Origin of the sequence: Granulicella rosea (assembly GCF_900188085.1) — a bacterium.
Lineage (GTDB): Bacteria > Acidobacteriota > Terriglobia > Terriglobales > Acidobacteriaceae > Edaphobacter > Edaphobacter rosea.
Window position 1 is genome coordinate 55,733 of sequence record NZ_FZOU01000002.1, and the last position, 17,106, is coordinate 72,838.

Consider the following 17,106-nt stretch of genomic DNA (forward strand, 5'->3'; position numbering starts at 1 on the left):
GAAATCGAACGAGTTTTGACATGGAGATGAGATGAAGATCAAGAGCTCGAGACGAATATTCTTATGGAACGGATTCGCCGGACTTGCGGTCATGCGGGTATCCACGTCCGTCCTGTGGTCTCAGGAATCTCTCCCCCTCGGACCCATGGTTGCTCTCGACATAGAGGGACTGAAACCGGGACAGTTTCTTTGGGCTCCGGCGATCGCCCCAAGCGGTCCCGTCCTTGCTGTGATCAGTCTCGGAGTACAACGTTGCTATGTCTATCGCAATGGCGTTCTCATCGGTGTGGCCACCGTCTCGACAGGCAAGACTGGACATAGGACGCCAACCGGTGTTTTCACCATTTTGCAGAAGCAGGTGCACCACAAGTCGAGCCTCTACAAGTCGGCTCCGATGCCTTACATGGAGCGGCTGACCTGGTCGGGGGTGGCCATGCACGCCGGAAACCTACCCGGATATCCCGCCTCGCACGGATGCATCCGGATGCCGATAGCCTTTGCCAGGCTCCTATATGGCACGACCGAGCAAGGGATGACCGTCGTGATTACGGAGCTCGATGCAGTACCGCGAATCGCTCCCACTCCCGACCTGCTCCAGGGCGAAGCGGCAACGAAGGCCGAGGATGCCGGCGGAGCGATCTGGGAGCCTCAGAAGTCGACATCGGGGCTGGTATCTCTCGTCCTGAGCGCGGCGGATCGTCGTTTGGTCGTGCTTCGGAATGGGGTGCTCATCGGCTCTACGCCAGTCACCATCGCTGGCTCAGTGGCGGAGACGACGGCCTACAGCCTTTCGAAGATCGATCAGGAGGGATTTCACTGGATACAGTTGCCGCTTCCAGGCCAAAGCTGGGAGGGAAGCCGGGAATTGCCGCTGACGGAACGCGCGCGGGTGACCATGCCTGATGCCTTTCGAAGCGCCTTGGACGGCCTACTGTCGCCTGGTGTCACCCTCGTTGTAACCGCGGATTCGCTTCTGGCCAGTGCGACAGGGAATAGCCTCACGGTCATCGAATCGGAGCCCTAGTCTAGCGGGAGCTTCGCAACTGCTAACGGGTTCCGACGGCCTGCCCCAGAGCGATGCCAATCGAGAACGTGATGATCCCTTCGACCGCGCCGAAGGCCGTCAATTCAAGACCAGAGCGCCACCATGGCCGCACCGTCATGAGCGATCTCGTCGCGCCGACGGCGAAGTGAGCGGAGAGCGAGACGATTGCTGCAGAGGCAATCGCAGAAAACCCCGACATGAGAAAGAAAGGAACGATGGGGACGAACGCGCCGATCGCCGTCGCCGCGAAGCCAGTCAAGGCCGCAACCCAGGGATTACTGAGGTTTTCCTCGGAGATGCTTCCCCTGGTGCGTGCAAGAGCCTTGACGAAAACTTCTTTGTCTTCCGCAAGCAGATGGGAAAGTCGCTCTGCCACATCCTCTGGAAGACCGCGAACCTGAAGGCTAAGCGCCAGCACCTCGAGCGATTCGGATTCGTCGTAGTCAACGGCCCGGCGCTCTCGTGCGATTCCAGCCTCATAGATCTCCCGCTCGCTTCTCGCAGTGAGATAAGCGCCCGTCCCGGTGGACAGCGCGCTGCCGACCATTCCCGCCAAACCTGCGATCAGCACATAGTGGCTCTTCCCTAACGTCGCTCCAGCGACCCCGGAGACGATGCCGAAGATGGAGCCCAGACCGTCATGGGCGGCATAAATAGCGTCGTTCAGCCACCCTGCAGCCTCTGGAGCCCGCTTTTTTCGAGCGGCCAACAGAGCCTCAAGGGCGATCCTGGCCTGCGAACCATCCAGCAAGGGGAGCGGCGGGCGCGCCCGGATCAAACTGCTCAGCGTCTTGTAGTGATCGTTCTCGTCCGCGAGCACCTCCCGCAGAACGTTTTGACAACCCAATTCTGTGACCGTCGAACTTTGTTTGCTGTAACGCTCAATCTCGCTTCGTTCATGAATTCTAAGACGATGGAGTTCGACATCGATACCGCCGGGCAGAGCGGCAAGGACATCGAACCATCCGTTTGCATTCCCGTGATACACCGGCAACGGCCCATGGAGAGCGGCGATCTCACCTGCCCAAAGGTCTGCATGATGTTTCTCCGCAGCGGCCAGGCCCCTCATCACATTGCGCCGCCTTGAGTCGAGCTCAGCCATAGCCAAGGCCCTGTAAGTCGCGTGATCTTCCATCTCGATCTGCCAGTTGGACTCAAGGATCGAAAGGGAGACTGGTGCCTGAGCGATCTTTTCCATACCTGCCTGATTCCCCGATTCACTGAAACCGTTTGAAACCCTTCTTCCTCGGTCCGCTTGCGTGAGCCCTGCGGAGTTATGGTGGGTGCTCGTGAAGAGAGAGTCAATGCTCGTTTGTCTTTTCCTTGATGAGAAGCGGAATAAGGTCGTCGAGTATCGGAATCAGCGCGAGTAGAAGCAGAATCGCTGCTAGAAAGAGAGTCGCTGAAAATCCAAGACGTTTGAACTCGATTGCGCCGGCAATCCCGCCGACGAAAAAAAGTCCGACGAGGGAGACGAGCACCCCCAGCCTGCCCCGGTCGCCATGGATGCGAGGCAGGACTGGATCGCTGTCAGCCCGGTTCCAATAAATCATTTTGCCGATCTCAATTCCGATGTCCGTGACCATTCCGGTCACATGCGTGGTCCTGATCGTGGCATGAGACAGCTTCGTGATGATGGCGTTTTGCAGTCCCATGATGCAGCAGAGCAGCATCACGCTCGCTGGCACAAAGAGCCATTCGTGATGCTCCAGATTGCCGCCGAGAAGGCCAAACACCAGCAGCAAAGCCGATTCCAGCAAGAGAGGTAAGGCGTACTCGCTTTGCAGGCCCTTCCTTCGCCCCCAGTGGATCAGAATCGCGGAGCATGCAGCCCCGGTAACGAAAGAGAGCAGAGCGCCAAGCGCCGACAGGACCACGTCGACATCGCCCAGAGCGACACTGTCCGCCATCCGCGACACGATCCCAGTCATATGAGACGTGTATTGTTTGACAGCCAGAAAGCCTCCGGCATTCGTCGCGCCTGCCACGAACGCAAGATAATACGCGAGATGACGATCGGATCGTTCGTCCCGGCGCCGCCCCGTCAGTCCGCGCAGATAAGCGATTGGCATCAGACACGTTCCGTTCTCGTCCGCGAAAGCATGCGAACCGTGATCACCATGGCCGGGATAAGGAAGGCAAAGGAACCCAGCACCCACATGATAACGGCTCCCAGCACCTGATCACTCAACGGATCGATCCCAAAAGTGTTGGGATGGGTGACGTAGTAGCGGTAGGCTGGCCGGTCGCAGAATGCCAGGAAGGCGGAGAGCAGAGTGTTGATGACATCGGCCGAGACGAGAAAGATCAAAATGCCCCAGGTGCGCGGATGCGTCGCGGCAGGCCAGGGAAGCACGATGCAATACCAGAACAGAAGAGAGGTTCCCAGGAAACAGAGGTGCTCGACGGCATGCCAGTTCTCATGCTCCAACGCGAAGTCATAGGCGCGAGGAATGTGCCATGCGAGGAAGGTGAGGTTCATTGCGAACCATGCCACGACGGGCCTCATCAGCCAGTGCAAGAGACGTCGTACCGTCGCTAGACGGATCAGTGGGCTGACGATGCGGACGGTGGCCCAAATCGGTAGCCCACGCAGCAATGGAACGACGGGCAGACCACAGAGCAACAGCGGCGGAACCACGGACATCAGGATCAGATGCTCGACCATGTGGACACTGAGCAGGGTGTCCGCGAAGGCATCCATGGGCGATCCGATGGCCACCCACAGAACCACGAGTCCACCCAGGAACGATGCCAGCCGGAGCTCTCCAAATTGTTCCGGTCTCGTCTTGCGGATGGCGAGCCAGCCGCGCAGATAGATAACTCCGGTGAACGCTAAAGAAAGCGTTAACCAGACGGGGAGCGACCACTCCTCGAAGACATGGGACACGGCGACAGACATACGCTAGTGCCCCGTCGGCCCAGTCTTTGGCTCGGTCATGTCGCGCGAGGCATCGACCGCGGGGGAAACGTTGGGACCTCGCAACGTCTCCAGGAACTGCGTGAGAGCTTTGGTCTCGGACGGATTCAGTGCCTTGCCGTACGCCGGCATGTTCCCGCCGCCCTGCAGGATCTGCCGGATGATCTGGTCTTCGGTCAGGCGCGAGGCGACGTCGTCGAGCGCCGGGCCGCGCTGTCCGCCTGCCCCATCCAGGATGTGGCAGTTACGGCATTGCTTATTCTGTAAGACGACCGCTCCCTGTCGTTCCAGCGGTGTACGTCCATGCAGGTACTTGGGCGGCACCGGTTCGCTCGTCCATGCGCCCATGATCGGGCTCCACGGAGTGTAGGCGCCAAGCCGGGTGAAGATCCCGAGCGAGACTGCGATGACCGAGACCATGAGCACGGCGACCGGACGGCGTGCCCAGTGGCGCTCTCCCTCCCCGTTCAACACCGGTAGCAGCAGCATCCCGGCAATCGCGAGTACGGGCACGACCAGGATGACGGGCGTTTCGATCGACGGTGGAAGATAGGCGAGGACCGCGTAGATCCAGAGGAACGCAAAGTCTGGTTTGGGCGCGGTCTGAATAATGGTCGGATCGGGCGGCCCGCCGGGTCCGATGGGCCCAAAGAAGAAAGCACATGCCATGACGGCGAAGATGATGGCTGCTGCGAAGACGGCGTCTTTCCATGCCGCATCGGGGACAAAGGGAATACCCGTCTTCGCCGTCAGTTCTTGGTACTCGCGTTCATAGGTGGCCTTGCGCACGAGGCGGCCGGGCATGGGCCATTCACTGACGCCATGGAAGAGCGTCATCCAGATGTGAACTCCAACGCCTGCAAGCAGAAGGCCCGGGATGACGAACACATGCAGCGTGAAGAAGCGGGAGAGCGTGGCACCACCGATGGTCGGTCCGCCGAGCATCAGATGCACCAGCGATGCGCCGATGAAGGGCACACGGCTGGCCAGAGAAGCGCCGATGCCAAGACCCCAGTACGCGTCCTGATCGAAGCGCATCACCTGTCCGGTGAAGGCCATGCCGAGCGTCAGCAGGAGGAGCAGTACGCCGATGATCCAGGTGAGCTCGCGCGGAAACTTGAAGGAGCCGAAGAGGAAGACCTGCACCATGTGGATGAGCACGATGGCGATCATGAAGTCCGAGCCCCAGCCATGGAGTGCGCGCAGATACCAGCCGAGGGCGACGTTGTGGTTGAGGAAGTTGAGACTGCTCCAGGCCTCGTTCGCGGAGGGGCTGTAGACGAGCGCGAGCAGGATACCGGTCATGACCTGCAGCATCAGCAGGACCGTTGCCGCACTGCCGAAGACGTACCACCAGCTTGCGTTGCTGGCGGGCGTGGGATGGGTCGCGGCGGCGGTCATCGGCTTGATGAGCCCGAGTCGGCTTTCCACCCAGTTATAGGCTGCAAGTCCGGCGCCGATAGCGCGCTGCTTCAAACCTGCCATGGTGTCGGCCTCGTGGATGTAGCCGTTGATGCGGGTTCGATCTGTATGAGGGGCTTCTCGTTGCAGGAGGCCTGCGTTGCGAGCGTCGGCATCTCGCCTGCATGGATGACGAGCGAATCCCCGGCGAGTTTGTACTTGTATTCGAAGAGGCCGCGTTCGGGCGGACCTGAGGCGCGGGAACCATCTTCGTAGTAAGCTCCGCCATGGCAGGGGCACATGAAGAGCTTCGACTCCGAGAACCAGCGAACGGGACAGCCGAGATGGGCGCAGTTGATGGCGAAGACCTGGAACTGTTCTGCCGAGATCCGTCGCACCCAGCAGGCGACCTTGGCTGTCTGCCCGTCGCCGAGACTGGTGACCGGGCTTTGAAAGTCGACGAGGCGTGTCTCGCCGACAGGGAACTGGCTTGCGGGGCCGAGACCGATCCAGGAACCGACGGCTGAACTTTTCTTTGTCGTCGGACCGAGCAGGTAGCCGACGAGCGGGACGGCGAGGACGGCGCCCACGGCGCCATTCAGCAACAGCGATAGCTTGAAGAGGAAGCTGCGTCGAGAGTGAGCGGCAGCCTTCGCCTCCGGAGTTGGGCCGCTGTCGTCAACGACGGGTTGTACTGGAACTTCGCTCATGCTTATCTCCGTCTACGGGTGCTCCCGATAGGGCTGGCCGGGTGTTGCGATGCGGTGGGATGCGAGCCATGTGACGGTGTCGGTGATCTGCTGGTCTGTCATGGCTAATGCGTTCGGTCCGCTGGCGTCTGATCGCCAGTCGGGCATGTGGTCCTCTGGCTTCCCTGCAATGATTGTGCTGCGAAGGCTCTGATCGCTTACGAGAGCCAGATAGGCCGGATCGATGATGGACCCGGTTGCTTCGGTCGAATGTTGCGCCGAGATCTTTGCAGCGATACCTGCTCCGTCTACCCCATGGCAGCGGGAGCAGAAGCTTGTGTACGCAATGTGCCCCGCAGTTGCATCGCCGGTTGTACTGCTGGCGTAGGTCGGAAATGCCTGACCCTGTAGCTGCGAAGGACGTCCCCATACTTCGACCATTCCACGCGCCAGTATTGCGATCTGCTGGTCGGTCAGCATTCCGCCCTTACCGATTGCGAAGGCCGGCATCAGCGTTCCGGGTATGCCGTTCGTGGTGGCGTTCTGGATCGCAGCTTCACCTGCCGTGGCAAGATAGACCGGGTTCGAGAGCGAGATCGCAGCGCCCTTGCTGCCGTTGGCCCCATGACAGGCGGAACAGTTCTGCTGGTAGAGCGTGGGGAAGTCGATCACCTGATCGGGACGTTGCGTCTCCGCGGTGAACTTCGGTTTACCCGGCGCGTCCTTACAGCCTGCACTCGCAAAGAGGAGCAGACTGGTCAGGAAGAGCGAGGCTGCGGAACGTGGCTTTGGCATCATTGCGAGGGGTCCTTCTCATCCGGCTGTCCGTTTTGTTTGGAGGGACGAGTGATTTGATCGGAGTGAATGCCGGCACGAGTGGCGAAGGGCAGCGCGCGGAACTGAGGTGTGCGGACCTTCGTCTGCAGGTTGACGACGAAGCCGCAGACGAGGCCAAAAGCGATCTGCGAGACCACGAACCAGAACCAGCCGATGCGTTCGTTGAGGATCGGGCTGATGATGCTGAGAGCCGAGTAGAGAATCCCGGTGAAGAGCAGGGGAACCATTAGCCCTGCGGTGACGATGGGATACTTCGGAAACATGGGAAGCATCGCGCCGTAGAGGAGACCGACCAGCAGGGAGACCACTCCGTGAATGATGAGAGCCGCCAGCAGACCCTGCAGGTGGAACTGGCCGAGGAAGCTGTCGCTGGCTCCTGCCCAGCTCACGAAGCCACCGGCCGCCAGAAGGTTCATGGCATACCAGATGCTGTGATACTTCAAGAGACTGAAAAGAGTGGCCGGGACCACCATCGCGATGCCGCCGGCGACGCCACCCCTGATGCCGGTGGTGATATGGAAGGTCTCCACGGGCAGGATCGCACGCTGCGTCTCGATAGCGGGCAGACGATCGGTAAGCGTGCGCGTACTGGCGATGGTCACTTCCTCGGTCTGCACGACGACAGCAACATGATGTTCATGAGGAAAGACCTGGAAGAACCATCCGACGGAACCCCAGATCGTCAGCACTAAGCCAAGGAGCCCGATCGCGACATGCGTCACCATCCCAGCGCAGATAAGCGAGATACCCAGCGCGAGGACCATGGGGAAGATGGTGGGTGACGGAAGCTGGATGACATCGGTTTCGACTTCCGTGTGGTCGAGGTGCATGGTGTCTCCTTTCGGCGGTATTGGGATCGTCGTCATCGCCCGAAGACGTAGACGACGAGCAAGACGACGATCCAAACCGCGTCGACGAAGTGCCAGTAGAGCGAAAGCACTTCAAGCTTTTCCGTGTGGGAGTTATTCAACTGGCCGCGAAGAGAAAAGAGAAGCGCCAGCGAGAGCAGGAACAGGCCGACGATGACGTGGAATCCATGCAGACCTACCAGCGAGTAAAAGGTCGTGCCGAAGAGATTGGTGCGAATGGTGAGACCATCCACGTAGATGAGGTGATACCACTCCATCCCTGTGCCGACGAGGAAGATGCCGCCGAGAAGGACTGTGATCGCCAGCCAGAGCGAACAGAGACGTGTCGCTCCTTTGTGGAGCGATGCTACAGCGAGATGGAGGGTGAGACTGCTCGATAAAAGGCAAATGGACGTGAAGACGGGAAGCTCAAGCACATCGCGAGGTGTAGGGCCGCTGAGACTCTTGCCGAGATAGAAGAGATAGGCGACGACGAAGATGATGAAGATCGCCGCCTCGGCAAGGATGAGGCAGGCCATGCCGACGACTCCGCGCGAGGGTAGCTTCCACGCTTCGGTTTCATGCTGCGGGATGATGGCTGCTTCGCTCATGGTCGTTCACGCTCGCTATTCATAGTTGCTGTCTGGATCTTCGGGATGCTTGAGATCCCAGAGCGGACGACGGCTCTCGACGGTAGGGATTTTCGCGAAGTTGTAATCGGGAGGTGGCGAGGTCGTGGACCATTCCAGTGTCCACGCATCCCACGGATCGGCCCCGGCGACCGCGCCCTTGAAGTAAGACCAGATCATGTTGTAGACGAAGAGAAGTGTGCCGATCGCCTGAATGAAACCGCCACTCGAAATCAGCATGTTCCACATCGCCCAGCCGCGATCGGCCTCGTAGGTGTAGATCCGGCGAGGCATGCCGAGCAATCCCGGGATGTGCATCAGGTCGAAGGTGAGATGAAAGCCAATCAGGAAGATCCAGAAGTGCCACTTGCCGATCCTCTCGCTCAACATGCGCCCGGTCATCTTCGGGAACCAATAGTAAAAGGCGGAGAAGAGCATGAAGAGGATTGCGCCGACGAGAACGAAGTGGAAGTGTGCGACGACGAAGTAGGAGTTGCCGAGCTGCCAGTCGAGTGGCGCGGCGGAGAGCATGATGCCGGTCAGACCCGCGATGAGGAACTGGAAGAGGAAGCCGACCGCGAACATCATCGCCACGGTGAAGTGTACTTTTCCACCCCAGATCGTCGCGAGCCAGTTGAAGATCTTGATGCCGGTGGGGACGCCAATCACCATGGTGGCCAGGGTGAAGAACGCATTCGCGCCAGCGCCCATGCCAACCGTAAACATATGGTGAGCCCAGACGCTGAGGCTGATGAAGCCAATGCCCACGGAGGCAGCCACCATCGCCGGATAACCGAAGATGGCCTTGCGTGAGAAGACGGGGATGATCTCGTTCGCGTAGGCGAACGCCGGCAGGATGAGCACATAGACTTCGGGGTGGCCGAAGATCCAGAAGAAGTGCATCCAGAGTACGGCCGATCCGCCCGCCTGGGTATCGAAGAAGTGGGAGCCAAGATAGCGGTCCAGCATCAGCATGATCTGTGCCGCGGTCAGCGGGCTGACCGTGACGAAGACCAGCATCGACATGACCAGATAGAGCCACGCGAAGAGTGGCATCCGGCCCAGCTTCATACCCGGGCATCGCATGCAGAGGATCGTTGCGACGATGTTCAGCGCGGTGCCGATGGTCCCGATACCGCTGAGCAGAACCGCAAGCGTCCAATAGTCCGTGCTGTGGCCGGGTGAGAAAGCATGTGCGGTCAGCGGAGCATAGGCCCACCAGCCGACGTCCGGTGCGCTGCCCGCACCGTACAGCCCGTCGCCTCCGAGATAGCTGAAGTAGAGCAGGGTGCCGCCGAAGGCGGAGATCCAGAAGCTGAAGGCGTTCAGCCGGGGAAACGCCATATCGCGCGCGCCGATCATGAGCGGGATAAGGTAGTTGCCAAACCCGAAAAGAATCGGCATCCCGACGAAGAAGACCATCGTCGTGCCGTGCATGGTGAAGAGCCGGTTGAAGGTCTGAGGCGATACGAAGTGATTATTGGGAACGGCAAGCTGGATGCGAATCAGGATCGCCTCCAGGCCGGCGACCACCAGAAAGATCAGAGCGTAGCCGATATACATCAGCCCGATCTTCTTATGGTCGACGGTCGCGATCCAGTCGTGCAGCACTTCGAGCACCAGCCGACGCGGCGGGGTCGTGCTCGTCTGGTCGAGAACCGCATGAACTGGAGTCTGCGTTGCCATCATGTTCCTTCCTTCGTGTTCTCTACTTCAGCGTGACAAGGTAGGCGGTGACTGCATCGAGGTCCTGCGCGTCCAGGTGCATGGGCGGCATCAGGACGCCGGGTTTGAAGTGCGCAGGATCGTCGACGAACACGCGGAGATTCTCAGCGGAGTTGGGCACTGATCCGGAGGCGATCGTGTCGCGGCTGGCGACATGCGTGAGGTCCGGTCCAAAGCGCCCCGTAGCGACCGTGCCCGCAATGGTGTGGCAACTGATGCAGGCGTTGTGTTCAAACACGGCTCGCCCCTGAGCGACCGCCACGTTCTGAGTGGCTGCCATCCGTTGATGTGCGACCCATGCGGCAAACTCCGTTGGCGTATCGGCGTAGACGCGCAGCAGCATCTTCGCGTGCTGCGTCCCGCAATACTGGGCGCATTGGCCAAGGTAGAGGCCCGCGGCCTGCGGATCTATCCACATGGTATTCACCTTGTTGGGGATGAGGTCCATTTTGCCGGCAAGGCGTGGGATCCAGAAGCTGTGGTCCGTGTCTGCGGAAGACATCGTGAGGTACGTCGGCGTGGGATGTTTTGGATCGCTGACGGGAATATGCAGTTCATTCGCGGTCACGATGCCGAGCTTCGGATAGCGATACTCCCACCAGAACTGATGGCCGATCACGGTGACATCGAGAGAGTCCGTCGGCTTTGCAGCGTGCTCGGTGGTGTAGATGACGCGGGCTGTGGCGAGGAAGAGCATCACAACGATCAGGATCGGGATGACCGTCCAGGAAAGCTCGATCTGATTGCTTCCATAGATCTGCGCCGGTTCCCGTAAGGCGTTTTCGTCGGTCGGCCGATGCCTGTAGCGAAGCAACGCGTAAAGGAGCAGGCCAGCCACGACCAGGAAGATGCCCGACGTAATCCCAAGCACCAGCATCGAAAGGCTGAAAACCGAATGCGCCGGCGTACCTGCCGGATTGAAGATGCTGGTCGGGCTTCCACCGAGACCGGTGGTCACTTGGGTCGCGAGGATAGGCGGCCAGGGATGGAACGGCATAAGTCTCCAATCGAAGCGTTGGGCCTTCCTGGGAGTAATCGGGATACAAGTCGCGGCGGCGTTGCTCTAGCAAGTATGAAAGTCTCGCACTGGCCAATCTGAGCAAAAGTGCTCACAGTGGTCCGCTTTCAAAGCTCATCGGCATCCTTGACCTCCGCCAGGGCGCGATCAATTGCGTCGGTGAGCGAATCGGAGTCGAAGGATCCGTCGTAACGCCGGTCGTCGATAAAAAGCGTTGGCGTTCCGTTGACGCCGCTCCGGATTCCCGCCTCCAGATCGAGGCGAACGCGTTCTTGATAGAGGCCTCCCTGGAGAGCGGTGCTAAGCGCGGCGCTCGACTCTCCGACGCGGGTTGCGAGTTCAAGAAGCGTGTCGCCGGAGAGGATGCTCTGGTACTCGAAAAGTAAATCGTGCATCTCCCAGAACTTTCCTTGGCTCGCTGCGAACTCTGCCGTCTCTGCCGCGGCCTCGGCCCACGCGTGGGTCTCGCTGAGAGGAAAGTTGCGAAACACGAAGGAGAGACGATCTCCGAAGTGTTTTTGCAGTTTTTGCAGAACCGGTTCGATCTGTCCACACGAGGGACACTCGTAGTCGCCAAATTCGACAAGACTGCATGCGGCGGCGGGATTGCCCCTAATGTGATCGTCCGGGGTGATCGAGATGGAAAGCCTGCTCATGACTGACTCCTGCGACGCGAGGGACGGGTGAGGAAAAAATTAATGGCGTCTTCGAAATGCCGGAGACGAATACGCGTGCGCTGTTCTTGTCGATGCCTCCGTGATCATGCGATCGGGCGCAGGAGGTAAGAGCATTGGCACGATCAGCATGACATCCGCGATCCCTAAAAAGCTGTGCTCTTTTGGTCACCCTGAATCGCGCGACCGGCCCCGCAACAAGCCGGACCGCCGTGAGTCTGCTGGCAATCCTGGCAGCAGGACGTGCGCTTGGAGGGAGACTTCTCGTGGTGAGCGAATCGCTCGAGCAGACACGCTACGGTCAAGGGCAACGTGCCTCCACGGTCGGCCGCGTGGCCCTGGAAAAACTGATTCCCGTGCGCTTAAGTGCACAGCCACGCGGGAGACCGATCTGCGACCCTTGCAGCATGGGATCCACGGGACCGAACCGCAGATCTCGCAAGCCGATCGACAGCATGACGCTACGGACATCCTTGCGAGTCGTCCCGCCTGATCGGCCAAATGACGAATCGTGAGCAAGAGGATGCGTCGAAAGCAATCGGATCGCGTCCAGAGGGGGAATTGATGGGAAGCAGCACTGGGAGACGCAGACTGTTAGTGGTCGAGGATGAAGCTCAAATTCGCTCGCTCATGTCTCAGATACTGACCGCGCTTGGCCATGAGGTCAGAGCGGCGGAAGACGGTCTCAGCGCACTGAAAGAGATTCGCGAGTCGACTCCGGACATCATCCTGTCCGACCTGAATATGCCGGGAATGTCTGGATTTGAACTCCTGTCGGTCGTGCGGCGGCGGCTTCCCGGGATCTACGTCATTGCCACGAGCGGCGCCTATGCAGGTTCCGACATCCCACGCGGCATCGCGGCCGATGCATACTATGCCAAGGCATCCGGCATCCAGGCTCTGGTAAGTCTTCTTTCACAGGCTCTGGAGGCTGATCCAACCCGCGACCGTGGGGATGCGGAATCCACGCCCATATGGATCTGCCGCGAGAGCGAAGAGAAGCATCTGGTAATCAACTGTCCGGAGTGTCTTCGAAACTCGTTGCAGGCAAGCCCGGATACGATTCAGACCATCCATCGAACGACGTGTCATTCCTGTGGCTCGGTCATCCACTACGCGATCATCCGCCCCATGGGGGCGGAGGCCTCGCAGGCGAATCTCCAGGGACTCAGCTCCATCGCGCCGAAGCGCAGAGCGATTGCGCCGCCCATCCGGACGCTTGGATTCTGAAACAATGATGCTATCCGCCGCCGTGTCACTGGGCTCTCTCGGCTCAGGTTGGTCTTACGGGATTGAGCCAGTCCCCGCGGGGAGTTTGCGGTGATGGAACGGAATGCGGTGCAGTGTCGGATTGCACAGAAAGATCGCGGACGGAGTGGAAGACTCGAACTGCATCATCTTTCGAACGAACTTCCTAACCGGACCGGAGAGAACCTCATGAGCGCAGTCGATTCCGTCGTTGCCATCTACCCGACGCACCAGGAAGCAGAACGTGCTGTCAAAATGCTGCAGGAGGCAGGCGTCGATATGAAGAGCCTGTCCATTGCGGCGAAAGATACTCACACGGAAGAGCATGTCGTGGGTTACTACAATGCCGGAGATCGGATGAAGTACTGGGGCAAACTCGGTGTCTTCTGGGGCGGATTCTGGGGACTCCTGTTTGGATCGGCCATGTTCGTCATCCCGGGACTCGGACCGATTCTTGTCGCGGGTCCGCTCGTTGCGTGGATCGTCGCTGGGTTGGAGAATGCGGTCATCGTGGGAGGGCTCAGCGCCATCGGCGCCGGTCTGGTCAGCATCGGCATCCCGCACGATAGCGTACTTCAATACGAGACCGCGCTGGCGACCGACAAATTCCTGCTTGTGGTGCATGGCTCATTTACAGAAGTAGAACGGGCCAGGAATGCCATCGCGGGCGCCGGCCACGGCGACTACACCTGCCATGGCGAGCGTGTCCTCGCGGGCCAGGGAAACTAGATTCCAATACAGGGGCGGCGGTGAGCTGCTGCCCCTTGTTCAAGCCGCGCACCATGCAATTTGCATCGGGAGCGGACTGGACGATTTCGCCCGGTCCACGCATCGAGAGGTAGAAAGGGAACCAACCATGCCGTACGCAAGCACCAATCCATACACGGGTGAATGTAGCCAGGAATTTCCAGATCATACGAGCGCCGAGGTCGAGAGCGCGGTCGCGCAAGCGGAGGCATGTTTCCAGCAATGGAAGACCACCTCGTTCGCCGAACGGAGCGCCGTCCTGACGAAGGCAGCGTCCATCTTGCGCTCTCGTACCGAAGAGTTCGCTACTTTGATCACGCTGGAGATGGGGAAGCTCATCGCGGAGAGTCGTGGCGAGGTCACCCTCAGCGCGGACATCCTCGACTATTACGCGCAGAACGCCGAGGCGTTTCTTGCTCCACAAGAGCTCTCGCCCAGGAACGGAGCCGCCACCATCGAGAGCGCTCCGATTGGAGTGCTCTTCGGGATCGAACCCTGGAACTTTCCCTACTATCAACTCGCGCGTTTCGTCGCCCCGAACCTGATGGCGGGCAACGTGGTGATGGTGAAGCATGCGCCGTCGGTGCCACAGTGTGCGCTTGCCTTCGTCGCCCTCTTCCGGGAATCCGGCGCGCCCGAAGGCGCTTACACCAATCTTTTTCTTTCGAACGAAGATGCCGATCGACTGATCGACGACAAGCGAATCAAGGGTGTCGCGGTGACGGGAAGTGAGCGCGCAGGGGCCGCCGTGGCGGCACAGGCAGGAAAAAACCTGAAGAAATCCACCATGGAACTGGGTGGCAGCGACGCATTCATCGTGCTCGAAGACGCAGCCATGGACAAGACGATCGAATGGGCGGTCTGGGGTCGCATGAACAACACCGGGCAATGCTGCGTGGCGGCAAAGCGGTTCATCGTAGTCGAGAGTGTTGCCGATGCGTTCCTGGCGAAGTTTCAGTCCGCCCTCAGTCTGCTGGTCCCGGGTGATCCGATGGAAGCATCGACGACGCTTGGGCCACTTTGTTCCGAGGCGGCCCTCTTGAATCTTCTCGATCAGGTCAAACGCTCGACGGCAGCGGGAGCCAGACTCGTTCTGGGCGGTGGTCGTGTCGACCGACAAGGTGCTTTCATGCAGCCCTCGATCCTGACCGGGATTCAGAAGGGAACCCCAGCCTATGATGAGGAGTTCTTCGGGCCTGTCGCCTTGTTCTTCCGTGTCAAGAACGAGGACGAAGCCATCGAACTTGCAAACGATTCGAAGTATGGTCTCGGAGGTTCTGTCTTCACGGCAGATATCGAACGGGGAAAGCGGGTCGCGGCTCGGATCGATACAGGAATGGTCTTCGTCAATCATCCCACCTGGACCGCTCCGGAGCTGCCGTTCGGCGGAATCAAGAACTCCGGCTACGGACGCGAGCTGTCCAGCCTGGGCATCCAGGAGTTCGTCAACAAGAAACTTGTATGTGTCATCCCGATCGATGCTCCCGCATAAGGGGCACGCCGCGCGGGACCGGCAAGGGGGGAAGATGGCTTGACTTCCGCTGACCTCGCTACGTGCGGGATCTGCGGTTCAGGGCCTGGCGCGATCCCTTCCTGCCTCTGCATCTCGGAACCGGCGAAGCGACGCGTGTCTTCCGTGACTTAAGACGATGAGGCCCCGAATCCGTCCGGGGACTCATCGTCTTGCTTTGGGTGGTTCAACCGTGTCCGGTCCCACAGAAGAGTGGGGGCGCCTTACCGCCTACCTCAATGCCATGAGCCGTTTCCATCACTACAGCTTCGGCAACATGCTGGAGATCGCCTGGCAGAAACCCGATGCGACCCGGGTGGCAGGCCTGTATGCGCGGAATCAGCTGGGCCGCAACGTCAAGCGGGGTGAGCATGGCATCCGCATTCTGGCTCCTATCATCGGCATCGAGCGTAAGCGGGACGAAGAGGCCGAGAAGGACATCACCCGGCAGAACACGCATCTGCTGGTTGGCTTTCGCAATGTCTATGTCTTCGACGTGGCGCAGACCGAAGGCGCGGACCTTCCCCTTACGCGGGAGATGCACGGCTCCGTCGGAGAGAACCGGGACCGGCTGCGTGCGTTCATCGAGCGGCAGGGGATCGAGCTGGTCTTCACCGAAAACATCGCGCCTGCTTTGGGGATGAGCTACGGCGGACGGATTGCGATCCTCCCCGGTCAGTCTCAGGTCGAGGAGTTTTCGACCCTAGTCCAGGAACTCGCGCACGAGATGCTGCACAAGGCCGAACGCCGCACGGCGACCACCAAGGTCGTGCGCGAGACCGAGGCCATCGCCTTCGTCATCGGGAGGGCGGTGGGACTTCAGACCGGAACTGCCTCGGCGGATTACATCCACCTCTACCATGGCGACGCGTCGCTGCTGGCGGAGAGTCTCGAAGTCATCCAGCAGGCCTCGGGCGTCATCCTGGCCGCATTGCAACCGCCGACCGAAGAACAGGCGGCGATGCCCGATGCGGAACTGGCGAAGGTGGCGTGATGCAGACCATCCTTCAACTTCTCAAGCAGGCCGGCGGTTGGCGCCACGGCCTGTCCCTCCAGATCGAGAGCTGGCCTCTGGAGCGTAGCGGAAGAGGCTCTGCATATCGAGCCGCGGCGGCCTGCGTTCGATGCGGCACGGCATCAGATGACGCACTGCATCGAAACTGATCGTACCGAGTCGCAAGGTCTCTTCGATGGCATGGCTTACTTCGGAGAGAGCGAAGGTCTCCATCAGCCGCGGCGCCTGCACATACTCACGACTGCCGTGCTTCTTCAGTCTGGCTTCGAGCAGACGGTGTAGTTCGGCGAAGCAGTCTGGCAGCTTCCATCCGGCCAGCGGTGCGGCTTGGTCCAGAGCCCGAGTCTCCTGTTCGAGCAGCGCCAGGTAATGCAGTGGATCGAAGATCACGGCTTCGCGTTCATAGCTGCGCTGGTGTCGTGCGATGACCTCGCTGGCGCGGGCGATCACGATTTCATGCACGAAGCCCTTTACCAGGACCTGGCGGTGTCCGAACTCGGTCGGGAGCGAATAGTCGTTGCCACGATAGCGAATCAGCGACAGCGAAGTGACTCGCACCGTGATCTTCTCGCAGGCTTCGTACGGAGTTGCGGGCAGCGGCAACATGGCCGCGCGGTCGCGCTCGAAGCGCTCGGCGATAGGCTCCCGCGACAACCCAAACTCCTTGGCTACCGCTCGCTGACTCCGGCCCTCAACGCGAACCGCACGACGTACACGCCCGTATATCTCCACCTGAAACATCCCTCCGGTGTTCCAGGAACCACGCTGTCAACGCAATAGCTCACAAAATCAAGATCCGG

Annotated in this window: 15 protein-coding genes and 2 pseudogenes; 5 read left to right on the forward strand and 12 right to left on the reverse strand. The window is 60.0% G+C overall.

The features are described from left to right. Positions 1-31 precede the first annotated feature (31 nt). Complete coding sequence (locus CHB87_RS06295; RefSeq protein ID WP_089407583.1) at positions 32-1,024, forward strand: L,D-transpeptidase; 993 nt, start codon at positions 32-34, stop codon at positions 1,022-1,024. 22 nt (positions 1,025-1,046) lie between these two features. On the opposite strand, the gene CHB87_RS06300 is transcribed toward CHB87_RS06295, so the two are convergent. The 11 genes and pseudogenes from CHB87_RS06300 to CHB87_RS06350 all read right to left on the reverse strand — a co-directional run bounded on the left by CHB87_RS06300 (position 1,047) and on the right by CHB87_RS06350 (position 11,768). Then, positions 1,047-2,243 carry a VIT1/CCC1 transporter family protein gene (locus CHB87_RS06300; protein ID WP_245817855.1) on the reverse strand — a complete coding sequence of 399 codons (1,197 nt, stop codon included), beginning with the start codon at positions 2,241-2,243 and terminating at the stop codon, positions 1,047-1,049. 142 nt (positions 2,244-2,385) lie between these two features. Continuing rightward, a pseudogene (locus tag CHB87_RS06305) lies at positions 2,386-3,117 on the reverse strand (YoaK family protein); the annotation flags it as partial. Then, a complete protein-coding gene (locus CHB87_RS06310; RefSeq protein ID WP_089407585.1) occupies positions 3,117-3,947 on the reverse strand; it encodes a cytochrome c oxidase assembly protein in 831 nt (276 codons plus the stop codon). The pseudogene CHB87_RS06305 and the gene CHB87_RS06310, both read right to left, overlap by 1 nt. 3 nt (positions 3,948-3,950) lie before the next feature. Beyond that, positions 3,951-5,450 carry a cytochrome b N-terminal domain-containing protein gene (locus CHB87_RS06315; RefSeq protein WP_089407586.1) on the reverse strand — a complete coding sequence of 500 codons (1,500 nt, stop codon included), beginning with the start codon at positions 5,448-5,450 and terminating at the stop codon, positions 3,951-3,953. Beyond that, complete coding sequence (locus CHB87_RS06320; protein WP_089407587.1) at positions 5,438-6,076, reverse strand: QcrA and Rieske domain-containing protein; 639 nt, start codon at positions 6,074-6,076, stop codon at positions 5,438-5,440. The genes CHB87_RS06315 and CHB87_RS06320 overlap by 13 nt, the downstream gene beginning before the upstream one ends. Positions 6,077-6,088: 12 nt before the next feature. Continuing rightward, positions 6,089-6,853: a c-type cytochrome gene (locus CHB87_RS06325; protein WP_089407588.1), complete on the reverse strand. Its 765-nt coding sequence runs from the start codon at positions 6,851-6,853 to the stop codon at positions 6,089-6,091. Further along, entirely contained in the window at positions 6,850-7,722 is an 873-nt protein-coding gene (locus tag CHB87_RS06330) for a hypothetical protein (RefSeq protein WP_089407589.1), read from the reverse strand. The genes CHB87_RS06325 and CHB87_RS06330 overlap by 4 nt, the downstream gene beginning before the upstream one ends. A gap of 32 nt (positions 7,723-7,754) precedes the next feature. Then, positions 7,755-8,351, reverse strand: coding sequence for a cytochrome c oxidase subunit 3 (locus tag CHB87_RS06335; protein WP_089407590.1), 597 nt, complete (start codon positions 8,349-8,351; stop codon positions 7,755-7,757). 15 nt (positions 8,352-8,366) lie between these two features. Beyond that, on the reverse strand, positions 8,367-10,055 hold the full coding sequence (gene ctaD, locus CHB87_RS06340) for a cytochrome c oxidase subunit I (RefSeq protein WP_089408100.1): 1,689 nt from the start codon (positions 10,053-10,055) through the stop codon (positions 8,367-8,369). A 22-nt stretch (positions 10,056-10,077) separates the two neighbouring features. Beyond that, on the reverse strand, positions 10,078-11,091 hold the full coding sequence (coxB, locus tag CHB87_RS06345; protein WP_089407591.1) for a cytochrome c oxidase subunit II: 1,014 nt from the start codon (positions 11,089-11,091) through the stop codon (positions 10,078-10,080). A 128-nt stretch (positions 11,092-11,219) separates the two neighbouring features. Next, positions 11,220-11,768, reverse strand: a complete 549-nt coding sequence (locus CHB87_RS06350) for a DsbA family protein (RefSeq protein WP_089407592.1) — start codon at positions 11,766-11,768, stop codon at positions 11,220-11,222. 582 nt (positions 11,769-12,350) lie between these two features. Between CHB87_RS06350 and CHB87_RS06355 the strand changes: the two genes are divergently transcribed. The 4 genes and pseudogenes from CHB87_RS06355 to CHB87_RS06370 all read left to right on the forward strand — a co-directional run. Beyond that, positions 12,351-13,016, forward strand: coding sequence for a response regulator (locus CHB87_RS06355; RefSeq protein ID WP_281252316.1), 666 nt, complete (start codon positions 12,351-12,353; stop codon positions 13,014-13,016). Between the two features lie 207 nt (positions 13,017-13,223). Continuing rightward, complete coding sequence (locus tag CHB87_RS06360; protein ID WP_089407594.1) at positions 13,224-13,763, forward strand: general stress protein; 540 nt, start codon at positions 13,224-13,226, stop codon at positions 13,761-13,763. Between the two features lie 127 nt (positions 13,764-13,890). Then, positions 13,891-15,273: an NAD-dependent succinate-semialdehyde dehydrogenase gene (locus tag CHB87_RS06365; RefSeq protein WP_089407595.1), complete on the forward strand. Its 1,383-nt coding sequence runs from the start codon at positions 13,891-13,893 to the stop codon at positions 15,271-15,273. Between the two features lie 241 nt (positions 15,274-15,514). Beyond that, positions 15,515-16,285: pseudogene (locus CHB87_RS06370) on the forward strand (ArdC-like ssDNA-binding domain-containing protein); the annotation flags it as partial. A 21-nt stretch (positions 16,286-16,306) separates the two neighbouring features. On the opposite strand, the gene CHB87_RS22185 reads toward CHB87_RS06370, so the two are convergent. Then, positions 16,307-17,047, reverse strand: coding sequence for a Mu transposase domain-containing protein (locus CHB87_RS22185; RefSeq protein ID WP_176441630.1), 741 nt, complete (start codon positions 17,045-17,047; stop codon positions 16,307-16,309). Positions 17,048-17,106 lie beyond the last annotated feature (59 nt).